Consider the following 15,964-nt stretch of genomic DNA (forward strand, 5'->3'; position numbering starts at 1 on the left):
TATGCGGTTTCACGGGATGGCAGAACCAGGAAAGCAGAAACCATGCAACAGTTACAGAGTGTTATTGAAGCGGCCTTTGAGCGCCGTGCTGACATCACCCCAGCGAATGCTGACACCGTTACCCGTGAAGCGGTTAACCAGGTTATCGCCCTGCTGGACAGCGGTGCCCTGCGTGTAGCAGAAAAAATTGACGGCCAGTGGGTGACGCATCAGTGGCTGAAGAAAGCCGTTCTGCTCTCTTTCCGCATCAATGACAATCAGGTAATTGATGGCGCAGAGAGCCGTTACTACGACAAAGTTCCGATGAAATTCGCTGACTACGACGATGCGCGTTTCAAAAAAGAAGGCTTCCGCGTTGTACCACCGGCCGCAGTACGCCAGGGTGCATACATCGCCCGCAACACCGTTTTGATGCCGTCTTACGTCAACATCGGTGCTTATGTTGATGAAGGCTCAATGGTGGATACCTGGGCGACCGTGGGTTCATGCGCGCAGATCGGTAAAAACGTTCACCTGTCAGGCGGCGTGGGCATCGGCGGTGTACTGGAACCGCTGCAGGCTAACCCAACCATCATTGAAGATAACTGCTTCATCGGCGCGCGTTCTGAGATCGTTGAAGGCGTGATCGTGGAAGAAGGTGCAGTGATCTCCATGGGCGTTTACATCGGCCAGAGCACCAAAATCTATGACCGCGAAACCGGTGAAGTTCACTACGGTCGCGTACCTGCTGGCTCCGTAGTGGTTTCCGGCAACCTGCCGTCTAAAGACGGTAGCTACAGCCTGTACTGCGCGGTGATCGTGAAGAAAGTTGACGCGAAAACCCGTGGCAAAGTCGGTATTAACGAGCTGCTGCGTACCATCGACTGATTTATCTGCGGGCCGCTGCGGCGGCCCGTAATTTTTTCTTTACGCTTTTCCGTTACACAACCGCTTTTTTGCCTTTCATCAGATAGTGATATTGCGCACATTCCAGGCGTATAATCCGCGCCAGTTAATTCCAGTATTAAATTTAAACGATCCTGACTGTTTCAGATGCATCCTTCGGATACACCGTAGTTTGAAACACACGAGCTAAGTGAAGACAAGGCGTAAGCGCGCAGCCACCAGAGCGTATAAAATACGTAGGTAAGGCCAGCTCTGCACAACGCAGTAGTCACAACGCGCAGCCGGATCGCCACCTAACTTATAAGGAACCGATGCTATGTATGACAATTTAAAAGGTCTGGGTATTACATCGCCTGAAGATATCGATCGCTACAGCCTGCGCCAGGAAGCGAATAACGACATCCTGAAAATCTATTTCCGTAAGGATAAAGGCGAGTTTTTTGCCAAAAGCGTAAAATTCAAATATCCGCGCCAGCGCAAAACCGTAGTGGCCGATAACGCCAGCCAGGGTTATAAAGAGATTCAGGAAATCAGCCCGAATCTGCGCTACGTGATTGATGAACTGGATCAGATCTGCCAGCGCGATCAGGTTGAAGTCGATCTGAAACGCAAAATCCTGGACGATCTGCGTCATCTGGAAAGCGTGGTATCCAATAAAATCGCTGAGATTGAATCTGACCTGGATAAGCTGACCCGCGGCGGTCGCTAATTTATTCCGTTCGGCAGAATTAAAAAAAACGGTGCTATTTATTAGCACCGTTTTTTTATTGCCCATCAGAAACGGCCGGATAGCCGGCCGTTATTCTGCGCTTACTGCATCAGCAGATAAATAGAGCTATCACCGCGCTGAATATTCAGCGCCAGCACGGACGGTTTGGCATCCAGGATTTTACGCAGCTCGCCCAGATTGGTAATAGGCTGCTGATTAACCCCGAGGATGATATCGTCTTTCTTCAGGCCAATACGCGCCGCTGCCGAACCGGCTTTCACACTATCCACCTTCACGCCTTTAACATTTTTGCTGTCGTAGTTGCTCAGTGCAGCCCCTTCAACACCGGTGTAAATCGTGCCGGAATCTACCTTCACGCCCGCACCCTGCTGCAGTTCAACGTTGACCGTCAGCGGTTTGCCATCACGGATCAGACCCAACTCCATCTTGGTCCCCACCGGCAGCGATCCCACTTCAGCACGCAGTGCAGCAAAGCTGGAGATTGGCTTGTTGTTGAGAGAAACGATCACGTCCCCGGCTTTCACTCCAGCCTGCGCCGCAGAAGACTTCGGCAGCACCTGGCTGACGAACGCGCCGCGCTGAGCATCGACTTTCATCGCCTTCGCCAGCTCAGAGTTCAGCTCGGTCCCCATAATACCCAGCTCACCGCGCTTCACCTGGCCGAATTCAACCATCTGGCTGGTCAGGTTTTTCACCATATTACTTGGGATAGCGAAGCCGATACCGATGTTACCGCCGTCCGGTGCCAGGATCGCGGTGTTGATCCCGATCAGTTCACCGTTCAGGTTAACCAGCGCACCGCCGGAGTTACCCCGGTTGATGGCGGCATCGGTCTGAATAAAGTTCTCATAGTTTTCTACGTTAAGGCCGCTGCGGCCCAGCGCGGATACGATGCCCGAGGTCACGGTTTCACCCAGACCGTAAGGGTTACCGATAGCTACGGTATAATCACCTACTCGCAGGCTGTCGGAATCGGCAATTTTCACTGCAGTCAGATTCTTGGCATCTTTCAGCTGGATCAGCGCGATATCAGAGCGCGGATCTTTACCAATCACCTTCGCGTCATACTTACGGCCATCGCTCAGCTGCACCAGAATTTTGGTGGCGTTATCCACCACGTGGTTGTTGGTCACCACATAGCCTTTAGCGGCATCAATCACCACACCGGAACCGAGCGCGCGGAATTTCTGCTGCTGCGTATCATCACCGCCCGCACCGCCCTGACCGCCCTGGCACATTGGCGAGCTCTGGAATGGCGAACCGTCCTGGCAGAACGGAGAATTATCGCCAAAGAACTGCTGGAACTGCTGCGGCAGGCGTGGAGTCCGCACTGTGGTGCTACCTTCGATATTAATGCTGACCACGGAAGGCATCACTTTTTCCAGCATCGGTGCCAGGCTTGGCAGCTGCTGAGTGGAGGTTGTTGATGACGCGGTTTCAGCGGCACTGGCGGTAACAGGGCTCATTGCCAGTCCAATGCTGAAGGCCAGTGCGCTTAGTGCTAACGTTGTTTTTTTCATTCGTTGGATTCTCAAGTGATTCAGTTAAGTAACCATTGCTGCGGTCGTGTCATTGAGATTAATTTTTTAGCGCGAAGTTCATGTTTGAATATTGATGAAAAGTAAAAAATTATTGTGCATCTTTACAAAACTCATCACTGGCATTTTTATTCTACCGCCATCAAACGGCGGTACTCATCCCAGGCATACAGATCGGTCATTCCACTAATGTAATCCTGCAACAGGCGGGCGCGATAATAATATTCCCAGATTTCGGTCTCAGCGGGAGTTTTATCCAGCCGTTCAACCGCTTCATTATAGGCCTGGCGGAAACGGGTAGACAGCTTATGAAAAAGCCGCGTTTCGATCGGATATCCTTTCAGATAATCTTTTTCAACCAGCTCGCTAAATTCCTGCTGTGTCAGCAGCAGCAGCGGACGGTAGATATCCAGCAGCCCGCTGATCACGCGATATCCCTGTAGCTCCAGCTGTTCCACCTCGGGATGGTTAAAAACATGGCGAAAAGCGACTTTCTTAAAGATATCCAGCAGCAGGCTGTGCGGGCTGCCGTCCTCCAGCAGGGCTTCATTAAACTCGCCGTGATAGACCTCGGGAAGATTATCGATAAAACGATTTGCAGCATGCGGCACCAGGCGAGAAACGGTATTCACCCGTAAATACATAAAGAACTGGTCTTCGTTGCAACGGTCGGCGGGCGTTCTGCGCGACTTCTCCAGCGCAACGGTAATCACCTCAGAAAACAGGTCATCGGACTGATGTTTCGGCCAAAGCCGGTATAAATGCTCGTAAAGCTGCTCAACGGTAAAAATATTTTTTTCTACCGCATCTTCCAGATCGGCAACGCAGTAAGAAATATCATCCGCCGCTTCCATAATATAGGTCAGTGGGAAACGGCAATGTGGCTCTAAATCTAATTCCTGCCGCAAATTTGCGACATATTCTTCTTCAGCGAGATAATACCCCGGCTTTTTCATCAAATAACGATGGCTGACGGGGATATCGCCGGTAAACCAGGCGGGGCGCGTATATTTTAAAATACAGCCGACCTGCGCCCACGTCAGATTCATTTTCATCAGCGTATGTACCATGCGGATCGCCTGCGCATTACCTTCGAAGTGAGATAAATCTTGACGAATCTTTGCACGCAGCGGGTCAAGGCCATCTTCTTTACTGCGTAAAACCGCCACCTCACAGCGATCGGCAGTGGCACTTTGCGGCTGCCAGTCAGCATCCAACCGCTGGCGGAACCAGTCGTTAATCGCCGACTCGCCGAAATGACCAAACGGCGGGTTGCCGATATCGTGCATCAGGCAGGCCATCTCGACGATGCTTTCAAACGGCCCGGTCAGTTGCGACAGCCCCAGCTGTTCCAGCTGCCCCTGCTCCTTCAGTCGGGTGAGCACCTCTTTGGCGATATAGCGCCCCACCTGCTGCACCTCCAGCGAGTGCGTCAGCCGGGTTCGTACCGCGGCGTTGCGCTCCAGCGGAAAGACCTGGGTTTTCTGCTGCAGCCGACGAATGGCCGCCGAGTTAACGATCCGCCCGCGATCGCTTTCAAAAATGCGCAGGATCTCGTGCTCGTCCTTCTCACCTTCATAGGGACGATAGCAGCGCTGCCAGTTAATTTTTTTGCGAAAGTCGATCCCGGTCATCCGGAGTTCCCTGTTATTTCCATCATGTTGCCATGATAGACTATGCGCCGAAAACCACGAAAAATTCCACTGAAATAGCGAGTATCCCCATGAAAGCAGGCATTATTGGTGCAATGGAACAGGAAGTGACGCTGCTGCGTGACAAGATTGAAAACCGTCAAACGCTCACGCTGGCAGGCTGCGAAATCTATACCGGTACGTTAAACGGCGTTGAGGTGGCCCTGCTGAAATCCGGCATTGGTAAAGTCTCCGCCGCGCTGGGCACCACGCTGCTGCTGGAACTGTGTAAACCCGACTTCATTATTAATACCGGTTCTGCCGGTGGCCTGGCCCCGTCGCTGAAAGTCGGTGATATCGTCGTTTCCGATGAAGTGCGCTATCACGATGCCGACGTTACCGCCTTCGGCTACGAGCCAGGCCAGATGGCCGGCTGCCCGGCAGCGTTTAAAGCCGACGATAAGCTGATTGCGGCGGCAGAACAGTGCATCAGCGATCTGCAGCTGAATGCGGTACGCGGCCTGGTGGTTAGCGGCGACGCCTTTATCAACGGTGCAGAGCCGCTGGCGCGCATTCGTGGCACCTTCCCGCAGGCGATCGCCGTCGAGATGGAAGCCACGGCAATCGGCCACGTGTGTCATCAGTTCGGCACGCCGTTTGTAGTCGTCCGCGCGATCTCCGATGTGGCAGACCAGGAATCTCACCTCAGCTTTGAAGAATTCCTGGCCGTTGCTGCTACGCAGTCTTCCCTGATGGTTGAAACGCTGCTGGCCCGCCTGGCCAATGGCTAAAGGCCTCATCGCCCTGCTGCTGTGGCTGACCTTTTCCGCAGCAGCGGCACCGCAGCGGGTGGTCACACTGGCCCCCAATCTTACCGAACTGGCGTTTGCTGCTGGCATCACGCCGGTCGGCGTGAGCGACTATTCGGATTATCCTGCGGAGGCAAAAAGTATTGTTCACGTGGCCAACTGGCAGGGGATCAATACTGAAAAGCTGCTGAGCCTGAAGCCCGACCTGGTCATCGCCTGGCGCGGAGGAACATCACCGCGCCAGATCGAGCAGCTCCAGTCGCTGGGCGTGAAGGTGCTGTGGCTGGCCCCGGACTCTATCGAACAGCTTATCGCTACCCTGCGTCAGCTTGCAGAGTACAGCCCGCAGCCGCAGCAGGCAGAGCTGGCCGCTGCCACACTTCAGCAGCAGTTCGACGATCTTCAGCAGCGCTATCGCCAGCCGCAGCGTAAGCGGGTGTTTTTGCAGTTCGGTATGAAGCCGCTGTTTACCGCAGCGGATAACACGCTGCAAAACGAAGTGCTCGGGCTGTGCGGCGGAGAGAATATTTTTTCCGACAGCCGCGTGCCCTGGCCGCAGGTCAGCCGTGAGCAGGTGCTGGTGCGCCAGCCGCAGGCCATCGTGATGCCGGGTGACGCCGCCCGGGCCGTGACGATTGAACAGTTCTGGCAACCACAGCTTAAGGTTCCGGTCTATACGGTCAACGACGACTGGTTCAGCCGGGCCGGGCCGCGCATCATTCTGGCCGCGCGGCAGCTTTGCGCCCAGTTACAGCCCGACAGAAAGTAAGAAATACCCATAACGCAGTTAAGAATCGCGCACTGAATGCCGCTTTTTGGCCAGTAGCGTGAAGAAGAAATACGGTAGCCGTGCAGTCGCGCGAGCTACCTGATTTTGGCCAACAGGCCTTATTGAAACATCAGGAAAATCAGATCATGAAAACCGTTTATCTGTCTCTGGGACTGATAATGGCGGCGCATACCTGTGTGGCTGCGACCAGCGGCACCATTGGTGTGCAACTCACCATCATTGCACCACCGTGCCAGGTTAATGGCAGTATGTCAGCCACCTCACACCTGCCCACCGTCGCCTGCGGAACGCGCAACGACGTTCAGCCGAAAATCACCGAGGCGATTCTCAGCCCAAAAACGGAAACCGATCTGGAAAAAAGGCTCATCACCGTTGAATGGTAAAGCCCTGCCCGGCACCGCTGTGCCGGGTGATTACCCTTACCGTGCAGGCCAGGGTAATCTCAGAAGAGAAGCAATCAGATGCTGAAGGAGGAACCGCAGCCGCAGGTGGTTTTCGCATTCGGGTTGGTCACAATAAAGCGCGAACCTTCCAGCCCTTCGGTATAGTCCACCGCGCCGCCGACCAGATACTGCAGGCTCATCGGATCGACAACCAGCGCTACGCCCGCTTTCTCGATAGTCATGTCACCGTCGTTAATTTTATCGTCAAAAGTGAAGCCGTACTGGAAACCGCTGCAACCACCGCCGGTGATATACACGCGCAGTTTCAGATCCGGGTTGTTCTCATCGGAAATCAGATTCTTCACTTTACTGGCCGCTGCTTCGGTAAACTGCAGGGGTACGGCTACGTCGTCGCTCATTTAAAATACTCCAGGATGCACTCAGGCCATTTGCCTGACAGGTCATTATTCGACCATTGTTATGGCTATTATCTTATACGCAGGGGTAGCAATCAAGTTATGGCTGTACCACCCCGTGCGGTGATCCCTATCTGCTGCCCTACCGTACTCAGAGTGCGGGCAGATAGTGTGGAATACAAGCGCAGTCTCTGAGTTAATTTTTTCTGCCTTTCGTTTCGCGCAGGTGTTCACTTAGAATAGACGGGTTTTTTTAATGAATAATCAGGAGCGGTTCCATGAGTAAGTCTGAAAACCTGTACGCTCAGGCGCAGCAATTCATCCCCGGCGGCGTGAATTCGCCGGTGCGAGCCTTTACCGGCGTCGGCGGCGTGCCGCTCTTCATTGAACGCGCCGACGGTGCCTGGCTGTATGACGCCGACGGCAAAGCCTATATCGACTACGTCGGTTCCTGGGGGCCAATGGTTCTCGGTCACAACCATCCCGCTATTCGCAATGCGGTGATCGAGGCGGCCGAGCGCGGCCTCAGCTTCGGTGCGCCAACCGAGATGGAAGTGAAAATGGCGCAGCTGGTCACCGAACTGGTGCCGACCATGGATACGGTGCGCATGGTTAACTCGGGAACCGAAGCCACCATGAGCGCCATTCGCCTGGCGCGCGGCTTCACCCACCGCGATAAAATCATCAAGTTTGAAGGCTGCTACCACGGCCACGCCGACTGCCTGCTGGTGAAAGCCGGTTCCGGTGCGCTGACACTCGGCCAGCCGAACTCTCCGGGTGTCCCGGCCGATTTCGCCAAACATACGCTGACCTGCACCTATAACGATCTCAACAGCGTACGTGCCGCCTTCGAGCAGTACCCGGAAGATATCGCCTGTATCATCGTTGAGCCAGTGGCCGGGAATATGAACTGTATCCCACCGCTGCCGGAATTCCTGCCGGGCCTGCGCGCGCTGTGCGATGAGTTCGGCGCGTTGCTGATTATCGATGAAGTGATGACCGGTTTCCGCGTGGCGCTGGCGGGCGCGCAGGCTTACTACGACGTTGAGCCGGATCTGACATGCCTGGGCAAAATCATCGGCGGCGGCATGCCGGTGGGCGCGTTCGGCGGTCGCCGTGAAGTGATGGATGCGCTGGCGCCGGTCGGTCCGGTTTACCAGGCGGGCACGCTTTCCGGCAACCCGATTGCGATGGCGGCAGGATACGCCTGCCTGACCGAAATCTCTCAGCCGGGTACCCATGCCACGCTGACCGATCTGACGACTGAACTGGCGGAAGGCCTGCTGGAAGCCGCCGCAGCGGAAAATATCCCGCTGGTGGTGAACCACGTCGGCGGTATGTTCGGCCTGTTCTTTACCGATGCAAAGACCGTCACCAGCTACGCAGACGTGACAAAATGCGATGTGGAACGCTTTAAGCGCTTCTTCCACCTGATGCTGGAAGAAGGGGTGTATTTAGCGCCTTCAGCGTTTGAGGCCGGCTTTATGTCCCTTGCACACAGTAAAGAGGATATCCAGCGCACGATTTCTGCTGCACGCCGCAGTTTCGCTAAGCTGTAATCACGTTCCCTCGCATCGCGTCGGCGGCCATCTGTCGCTGACCGCAGTATAAAAAACGGGGCTTTCGCCCCGTTCATATTGCTGATGCCCCCCATTTTTCAGATGGGGTTCGTCTTTTTCATCACGACTTCCGTAGCAGATAAACAAAGTACGGCGCACCGATAAATGTCGCCAACAGCCCCGCCGGGATCTGATTGGGGAAGGCCAGCATGCGCCCGCACCAGTCGGCCGCGACCATCAGGCCACCGCCCAGCAGCGCCGCCATCACCTGCTGCGGTAGCGCGCGGCGGAAGCCGAGCATACGCGCCATATGCGGTGCCATCAGGCCGACAAAACTCAGCGGACCAATGGTTAACGTCGCGGCAGCGGTCAGGCAGGCCGCCAGCAGCAGCAGGGCCAGCCGCGAAGGCGTCAGCGCCATGCCTACCGCTTTCGCCGTCATGCCGCCCAGCGGCAGCACGGTCAGCCAACGGCGGCAGAGCGGCACCAGCGCAATCAGCACCACGGCGATTATCACCGTACGCAGCGCCTGCGGGGCATCGATTTTGTAGGTCGATCCCGCCATCCAGGTCAGCAGGCTGGCCATCCGCGGATCGCCGCTGGCCAGCAGCAGCATGGTGATGGTGGTAAAGGCGGTACTCAGCGCCATCCCCGCCAGCAGCATACGTTCCGGCGAGAAGCCCCCCCGCCCGGCAGCAATCGAGATGATCAGCAGCGTCACCGCCGCCCCCAGCGTACCCGCAGGCAGCAGCCAGCCAAACGCATCACCGGGCACGATAAACAGCATGATCACCACGCCGAAGGCGGCACCGGAGCTGATGCCCAGCACTTCCGGGCTGGCCATCGCATTCCCCGTCAGGCGCTGCACCATGCAACCCGCCACGCCGAGCATCATCCCGGTGGCCAGCGCGGCAACCAGCCTTGGGCCACGCCACGGCAGCAGCTGCTGCCAGAGGTCACCGGTTGCCCATACCCAGCCATCGGCATTGCGGCCAAAGCTCAGCGCGATCGCCGCCAGCACCAGCATGACTCCGCCGCAGCACAGCGACCAGAGCAGCACGTTCTGCCGTTCCGCCGGCACGCGATCGCCAAAGTTCATCGCCGGACCGCTGCCGCCGGTCCGCAGGCGCGGCAGCAGCCACAGCAGCAGCGGCGCACCGATCACCGCCGTCACCGTTCCGGTGGAGATTTCCCCCAGCCGATCGGTCAGCCACAGCACGCACTGGTCCGCCAGCCACAGCAGCAGTGCGCCGATCAGCGGTGCCAGCAGCAGACGGCTGAACAGACGACGGAAACCGAGCATCTTCGCCAGCAGCGGGGAGAACAGCCCGATAAAGCCGATAATCCCGGCGGCATTCACCAGCGAGGCGCTGATCAGAATGGCGATCGCCAGTACGGCAAAACGCGCCAGCGACAGCCCCAGCCCAAGGTTTTTCGCCACGCCGTCGTCCAGCCCCATCAGGGTCATCGGCCGCAGCATCAGCAGCGTCAGCACCACACCGGCCAGCAGGCGCGGCCAGATAAAGCTGACGTTGCTCCAGTCCATCTGATTCAGTGAACCGGTGCTCCACAGGAACATGTTTTGCAGCTGGTCATGGTTAAAGATGGCGAAAATCTGGTTTACCGCACCGCAGTAGAGCGACAGCACCAGCCCGGCGAGGATTAGCGTCACCGGCGACATGCGTTTACCCCACGCCACGCCAAACACCAGCAGACCGATAGCCACCGCTCCGATGGTCGCCGCCAGCTGCTGGGTGACTAATCCACCGGGCAGGCTCCAAAGCGTAGCCACAGTGATACCGAGCTGGGCACCGCTAGCCACGCCAAGCGTGGTCGGCTCCGCCAGCGGGTTGCGCAACACCTGCTGGAACAGCAGGCCGACCAGCCCCAGCCCGGCACCGACCAGCAGCGACAGCGCAAGGCGCGAAAGCAGGCTGTGGTGGAACACCATTTGCTGAATGTTATCGGAATCCGGGGAGCGCAGCGCCAGCAGCCACTGATCCATCGGCAGATGATGTTTAAAGTTACTGAGGGTCAGCAGCAGCGCGGAAACAAACAGCAGCAGCAGCAGGAAAATGGGTAAGCGATACGTTTTGATCATTTTTCCCCCAGCGCGCTGTCAAGAGTATGGATCAGCTGAATAGCCGACAGCGTTGCGCCGTAGAACCACACGCGTGGCACCTGGCGGAAACGGCCCTCGCGGACAAACGGCAGCGACTGCCAGAGCGAAGCGGACGTCACCTGGTCGATAATATTCTGGTTGTCGTGCTCAAAGTTAATCGCCTCAACATCGTGCATATCGGCCAGGCGTTCAATACCGACCACCACGCTGCCCCAGAAAGTCGTCTCCCCTTTCCAGGCATTAACCAGCCCCAGCTCGTCCATCACCTGCTGGAACAGACCGTTCGCGCTGAACACAATGGCATGGCGTGCGTCGAAGATAGACATCAGCAGCAGCGGTCGCTGCGGTCGTGCCGCCAGACGGGTTTTCACCCGCAGGATCAACGCATCCAGTTCGGCCAGATGCGCCTCCGCCTGCGGCACGCGATGAATGCGTTTAGCCAGCGCCATCAGCGAGTCGCGGGCGGCGCTCAGCGGTTTACCTTTGCCATCGTTAAAAGAAAACCCCAGGCCCGGCGCGATGCGCTCAAAGCGGGCCGGATCGGGACCGTAGCCCTGAGAATAGAGGATCAGCGACGGCCGCATCTGGGTGAGCAGCTCAAGATTAGGTTCGGTACGTAGCCCGACATCAACAACGGAAGACGGCAGCTCCGGCTTGCCGACCCACTGGCGGTAATTAAACAGTTCAGCGGCGCCCATTGGCGTTACGCCCAGCGCCATCAACAGCTCCAGCGGCAGCCACTCCAGCGCGATAATCCGCTCTTCGGTCGGTAGCTGGGCAATAGCGGGAAGATGGGCGAGCAGCGGAGAAAAAGCGAGCGCCGTCAGCAGACGGCGGCGTGTGATATCCGGGGTCACAATCAATCCTTAGTAAACAAAGCTTACCGGTGCCCCACCCTGCGGATGCGGCAATATCCCCATCGGAATACCGTAAATTTCCTGCAGCACATCGCCATCCATAATCGCTTCAGGATCGCCCTGAGCAATCATTTCACCACCGCGCAGCGCCACCAGGTGGTCGCAGTAGCGGGCAGCCATATTAATATCGTGCAGCACGGCAATCACCGTCAGACCACGCTCGCGGCTGAGGCGTTGGATCAGCGCCAGCACTTCAACCTGATGGGCAATATCCAGTGCGGAAGTCGGTTCATCCAGCAGCAAGCAGCGGCTGTTCTGCGCCACCAGCATGGCAATCCACGCACGCTGGCGTTCTCCTCCGGAGAGGCTGTCCACCAGTCGCTGGGCAAACGGCTTCAGGCCGACCAGCGCAATGGCTTCATCCACGCGTTCGCGGTCCTCAATACCGTAACGCCCTAACGCACCGTGCCACGGGTAGCGGCCAATCGCCACCAGCTCGCGCACCGTCATCCCTTCAGCGGCAGGCAGCTGCTGCGGCAGATAGGCCACTTCACGGGCGAAGGCTTTGTTCTGCCAGTCCGCCACCGGGCGATCGTTGAGCATCACCTGCCCCGCCGTTGCCGCATGATGGCGGCCGAGCATTTTAAGCAGGGTGGATTTACCGGAACCGTTGTGGCCAATCAGCCCACAGACTTTTCCGGCAGGAAAGGTCAGAGACAGCGGCTGAAGCAGTGTTCGGCCAGGAACGGTAAAACTGACGTGATCGAGAGAGAAAGTCGTTTCTGTAGCGTGCTGAGGTTGCATAGCGATCTTCTGATTGGCGGGCGCAGCGAACCGCGCCCGGTTAGACATTTAGAAGCGGAAGGTAGCAGTACCAACGATTTGACGATCCGCGCCCCAGTAGCAGGCGTAGTCGCGGTAGCAGCTGGCAACGTATTCACGATCGAACAGGTTGTTGATGTTCACACCGACGGAAGAGCCCGGCAGGCCGAAGCGACCCAGATCGTATTTCACCGCCGCATCAACCACCGAGTAGGAGGCTACGCTGAAGTTTTTATTGATATCGGTTCCGGTGCTGTACTGACCCACGCTGTTACCCACGTAGCGAATGCCGCTGCCGATGGTCAGGCCGCTGAGAGCGGTTTCATGGAAGGTGTAATCAGCCCACAGGGAAGCCATATTTCTTGGCACCTGCACCGGGCGCTGGCCCTGAAGCTCGGAATCCTTGGTGTACTTTGCATCGGTAAAGCTATAGGACGCCAACACATTGATATTGGCATTAACCGCTGCTTTGGCCTCCAACTCAATGCCACGTGAGCGAATTTCGCCGCCCATAGTGCTGTAACCAGGGTGATCGGCATCAGCGGTCAGGTTTTTGGTTTTGGTCAGCTCATAAACAGCTGCGGTCATAATGATCGGACGATCCTTCGGCACAAACTTCACGCCTGCTTCGTACTGCTTAGCGCGGGAAGGTTCAAATGCCTGAGAGGTATAGGACTTACCTGACGTTGGAATGAAGGATTCGCTGTAGCTGAAGTAAGGCGCAATACCGTTATCAAAGACGTAGTTTACGCCGCCACGCCAGGTAAAGGCCTGGTCGTTGCGTTTATCCAGCGGATCGGTTCCGGCGGCAGCATTGCGGTTGTAAACGGAGGTCATCGCATAGTCGTAACGACCGCCCAGCGTGAGGACCCAACGATCCCATTCAATCTGATCTTGCGCATACAAACCTGTCTGCTGCTGCTTATCAACCACGCTATTCGGATAAGTGGTGACCATAGCATCTTCGCTGTACTGCGGGTTGAGCAGATCAAGAGAAGAACCCGCGAGGTAACCGAAGCCAGCATTGATATCGTTATGCATACGCTGGAAGTCCACGCCCAGCAGCAGAGTGTGATCCACCGCACCGGTAGCGAATTTCGCCTGTGCCTGGGTGTCAACAGCGAACGAACTCAGATCTTCATCAGAGACAGCGGTCGAGCGCTGCAGGGTTGTGGTACCCGGTATCACACCGTAACCGTACAGGCTGCGGTAATCAGTTTGCACTTTCGCATAACGCAGATTCTGGCGCACGGTCCAGGTGTCATTAAATTCGTGGTCAAAACTGTAACCCACCATCTGCTGCTTGCGGGAAATTTTATTTTTCCCGTCACCGTCATCAAAATCGGTCGACAGCTTGTGCTGATTGCCATTGGCGTCGATCAGCGGAACCACCGTCCCTTCACGCGGCAGCCAGCCGTAGTAGCCGGTTTCCGGCTCGTTCTGGAAATAGCTGAGGAAGGTGAAGTTCGTTTTCTCATCTGGCTGCCAGCTGAACGAAGGCGCAATGGTGTAGCGCTTCTCTTTGTTCATCTGTTGTTGTGAGTCGGCACTGCTGGCTTTACCGGTCAGACGGTAGGAAAATTCGTTGTTGTCATCCAGCGCGCCGCCAAAATCAAAACCGGTGGCATAAAGATTGTTACTGCCCATCTGGAACTGCACTTCACGCAGCGTTTCCGTGGTCGGACGCTTGCTGATCATCGATACAATTCCGCCAGGGTTACTGCGCCCGTAAAGCACGGACGTAGGACCACGCAGCAACTCCGCGCGCTCCAGGAAGTAAGGATCGATGCTAAATTCAGAATAGAAGTCAGCGGGCAGCTTCAGGCCATTAAAATACTGATTAGTATTGGTTTCGCTAAAGCCGCGAATAGACAAAGCGTCAATGACGTTAGAGGCACCACGGTTGCCTACCATCACCCCCGCACTGTAGCCAAAGGCCTCTTTGACCGACTGCGGCTGGCGCAGTTCGATTTCCTGGCTGGTCACCACCGAAACGGACTGCGGGTTCTTTTCAAGTGCGGTGTCCGTTTTCGTCCCGGTTGCAGAACGTTTTGCTGCAATCGTCGGGGAAGGTCCCCATGCACTTTCCTGCGGTCCATTCGCGGCATTAGCACTTACGGTGATCGTCTGTTCACCGGCGGCAATCGCATTGCCTACTCCCGCCAGCGACATGGCGACAAAAATTGCCAGCTGACGCTTACGGGTGTTTATGATTGAATTATTTGATGAAAAATCGCGCGAATGGGCCATATTGCTTTTCTCTGAACAAAGAGTGATTGAGTGAGTGGTAAATGTGAAGCTAAACGAGAATTATTATTATAACGGATTAGATAATATGCGAAACAAAGCAAGTTCTGCAAGAAAAAATCGGCTTGTTGAAACGCAGAAAAGGCCGCGCAAGCAATGCTCACGCAACCAGAAAAGAGATTATTGTTTGTAAGGTTAAAAATAAGATCTATAGCAAATCAATAATATTACCGGAAATAGATTAAAGATACTTACTGATGAAGTTCTGCTTTAACCTGCTCTATTTGTTTATCGACTTCAGGCAACGTTTGCAGGCGTGCATATTCGGTTGCACCAACATAACGTCCGGCATCGACATCGCTCTGCCAGTGGGCACCGCAAATAACCCGGCTTTGACCAAACTCATAGCCTTTTTTCATTAACTCTTTTGCCCGCTCCGGCTTCGCCTGCGAGAATGCCAGTGCCGTCAACGTGCCAAAAGCGGTATGGCCAGAAGGGTAAGAGCCATTTTTTCGCAACGCTGCTTCATCGGCAGGCCGGCAGGTCGGGTTATTAAACACCACGAACGGACGCACTCGCATGTAATGCTGCTTCGCCCGGTTGCTGGCATAATCAGCCCCTACCACCAGCAGCTCTCCCAACATCTTCCAGGTCTTCGGCGTGCTGGTTTCGCTGATATTAACACCCAGCGCTTGCGACCAGACCTTAGCCTGATTTGCCAGGTGAAGATCGGCATCTTCCGCCGCCTGCTTCCAGCGTGCCGATCCCTTCATTTTGAAGCCGTTACGATAGGCCGCTTTGTCATTTTCAAAGGCAGCATCCCCCTGTTTCGGCGGCGGTGGCAGGTAGTAAAGGCTGTCTACGGTATAAGATTCTTCGTGAAGTGGAGCGGGCTTTAATTGCGGTTGATCGGCTGCCTGAATGGCGGTCGTCGATAATAACGCAGCACTAAACAGCAAGCTGGAAACTATTAAATTATGCTTCATGCATTATCCCTTTAATAAAATTAATCAGCGCTCACATACTCTCTGAAACAGATGTTTAAAAAATGCGCTCACTATCCTGTTTTTATAAAAGGATGTAAAATAAAAGTTTAAATAGCACGCAAGGTTAAAATAAATAGTTAATACAAACAATTAATTATTCACAAATCCCATAAGAATAAAAAAACCCGA

General features: G+C 55.6%; 14 protein-coding genes. 6 read left to right on the plus strand and 8 right to left on the minus strand.

From position 1 onward, the window contains the following. Nucleotides 1–42: 42 nt before the first annotated feature. Together dapD and IBT47_RS22055 are read left to right on the plus strand one after the other, a co-directional pair. The gene (gene dapD, locus IBT47_RS22050; RefSeq protein ID WP_105595437.1) at nucleotides 43–867 is read left to right on the plus strand and encodes a 2,3,4,5-tetrahydropyridine-2,6-dicarboxylate N-succinyltransferase; all 825 of its coding nucleotides are present in this window, start codon (nucleotides 43–45) and stop codon (nucleotides 865–867) included. A gap of 334 nt (nucleotides 868–1,201) precedes the next feature. Beyond that, nucleotides 1,202–1,594 (plus strand): DUF3461 family protein, encoded by a 393-nt coding sequence (locus IBT47_RS22055; RefSeq protein WP_105595436.1) that lies wholly within the window; start codon nucleotides 1,202–1,204, stop codon nucleotides 1,592–1,594. Nucleotides 1,595–1,695: 101 nt separating this feature from the next. Here the strand turns inward: IBT47_RS22055 and degP are convergent, their stop codons facing one another. After that, nucleotides 1,696–3,135, minus strand: a complete 1,440-nt coding sequence (gene degP / locus IBT47_RS22060) for a serine endoprotease DegP (RefSeq protein ID WP_200563054.1) — start codon at nucleotides 3,133–3,135, stop codon at nucleotides 1,696–1,698. 146 nt (nucleotides 3,136–3,281) lie between these two features. After that, nucleotides 3,282–4,787, minus strand: a complete 1,506-nt coding sequence (gene dgt / locus IBT47_RS22065; RefSeq protein ID WP_200563055.1) for a dGTPase — start codon at nucleotides 4,785–4,787, stop codon at nucleotides 3,282–3,284. Between the two features lie 89 nt (nucleotides 4,788–4,876). Here dgt and mtnN point away from each other — a divergent pair, with 89 nt between their 5' ends. The 3 genes from mtnN (at nucleotide 4,877) to IBT47_RS22080 (ending at nucleotide 6,766) form a co-directional block, all read left to right on the plus strand. Then, nucleotides 4,877–5,575 (plus strand): 5'-methylthioadenosine/S-adenosylhomocysteine nucleosidase, encoded by a 699-nt coding sequence (gene mtnN / locus IBT47_RS22070; protein WP_200563056.1) that lies wholly within the window; start codon nucleotides 4,877–4,879, stop codon nucleotides 5,573–5,575. Further along, complete coding sequence (gene btuF / locus IBT47_RS22075) at nucleotides 5,568–6,362, plus strand: vitamin B12 ABC transporter substrate-binding protein BtuF (protein WP_200563057.1); 795 nt, start codon at nucleotides 5,568–5,570, stop codon at nucleotides 6,360–6,362. The genes mtnN and btuF overlap by 8 nt, the downstream gene beginning before the upstream one ends. 146 nt (nucleotides 6,363–6,508) lie before the next feature. After that, entirely contained in the window at nucleotides 6,509–6,766 is a 258-nt protein-coding gene (locus IBT47_RS22080) for a hypothetical protein (RefSeq protein ID WP_200563058.1), read from the plus strand. Between the two features lie 74 nt (nucleotides 6,767–6,840). On the opposite strand, the gene erpA is transcribed toward IBT47_RS22080, so the two are convergent. Beyond that, complete coding sequence (erpA, locus tag IBT47_RS22085) at nucleotides 6,841–7,185, minus strand: iron-sulfur cluster insertion protein ErpA (RefSeq protein WP_105595431.1); 345 nt, start codon at nucleotides 7,183–7,185, stop codon at nucleotides 6,841–6,843. 275 nt (nucleotides 7,186–7,460) lie between these two features. On the opposite strand from erpA, the gene hemL reads away from it, so the two are divergent. Further along, nucleotides 7,461–8,741: a glutamate-1-semialdehyde 2,1-aminomutase gene (gene hemL, locus IBT47_RS22090; protein WP_200563059.1), complete on the plus strand. Its 1,281-nt coding sequence runs from the start codon at nucleotides 7,461–7,463 to the stop codon at nucleotides 8,739–8,741. Between the two features lie 121 nt (nucleotides 8,742–8,862). On the opposite strand, the gene fhuB is transcribed toward hemL, so the two are convergent. From fhuB to IBT47_RS22115, 5 genes are all read right to left on the minus strand, one after another. Next, a complete protein-coding gene (gene fhuB / locus IBT47_RS22095) occupies nucleotides 8,863–10,842 on the minus strand; it encodes a Fe(3+)-hydroxamate ABC transporter permease FhuB (protein ID WP_234472050.1) in 1,980 nt (659 codons plus the stop codon). Continuing rightward, nucleotides 10,839–11,720 (minus strand): Fe(3+)-hydroxamate ABC transporter substrate-binding protein FhuD, encoded by an 882-nt coding sequence (fhuD, locus tag IBT47_RS22100; RefSeq protein ID WP_200563060.1) that lies wholly within the window; start codon nucleotides 11,718–11,720, stop codon nucleotides 10,839–10,841. Before fhuD ends, fhuB begins: the two co-directional genes overlap by 4 nt. A 9-nt stretch (nucleotides 11,721–11,729) precedes the next feature. Next, nucleotides 11,730–12,524 carry a Fe3+-hydroxamate ABC transporter ATP-binding protein FhuC gene (fhuC, locus tag IBT47_RS22105; protein ID WP_200563061.1) on the minus strand — a complete coding sequence of 265 codons (795 nt, stop codon included), beginning with the start codon at nucleotides 12,522–12,524 and terminating at the stop codon, nucleotides 11,730–11,732. Between the two features lie 48 nt (nucleotides 12,525–12,572). After that, the gene (gene fhuA / locus IBT47_RS22110; RefSeq protein ID WP_200563062.1) at nucleotides 12,573–14,792 is read right to left on the minus strand and encodes a ferrichrome porin FhuA; all 2,220 of its coding nucleotides are present in this window, start codon (nucleotides 14,790–14,792) and stop codon (nucleotides 12,573–12,575) included. Between the two features lie 248 nt (nucleotides 14,793–15,040). Beyond that, on the minus strand, nucleotides 15,041–15,775 hold the full coding sequence (locus tag IBT47_RS22115) for a phosphatase PAP2 family protein (protein ID WP_200563063.1): 735 nt from the start codon (nucleotides 15,773–15,775) through the stop codon (nucleotides 15,041–15,043). Nucleotides 15,776–15,964: the final 189 nt, after the last annotated feature.

Source organism: Erwinia sp. S43, assembly GCF_016624745.1.
GTDB lineage: Bacteria > Pseudomonadota > Gammaproteobacteria > Enterobacterales > Enterobacteriaceae > Erwinia > Erwinia coffeiphila.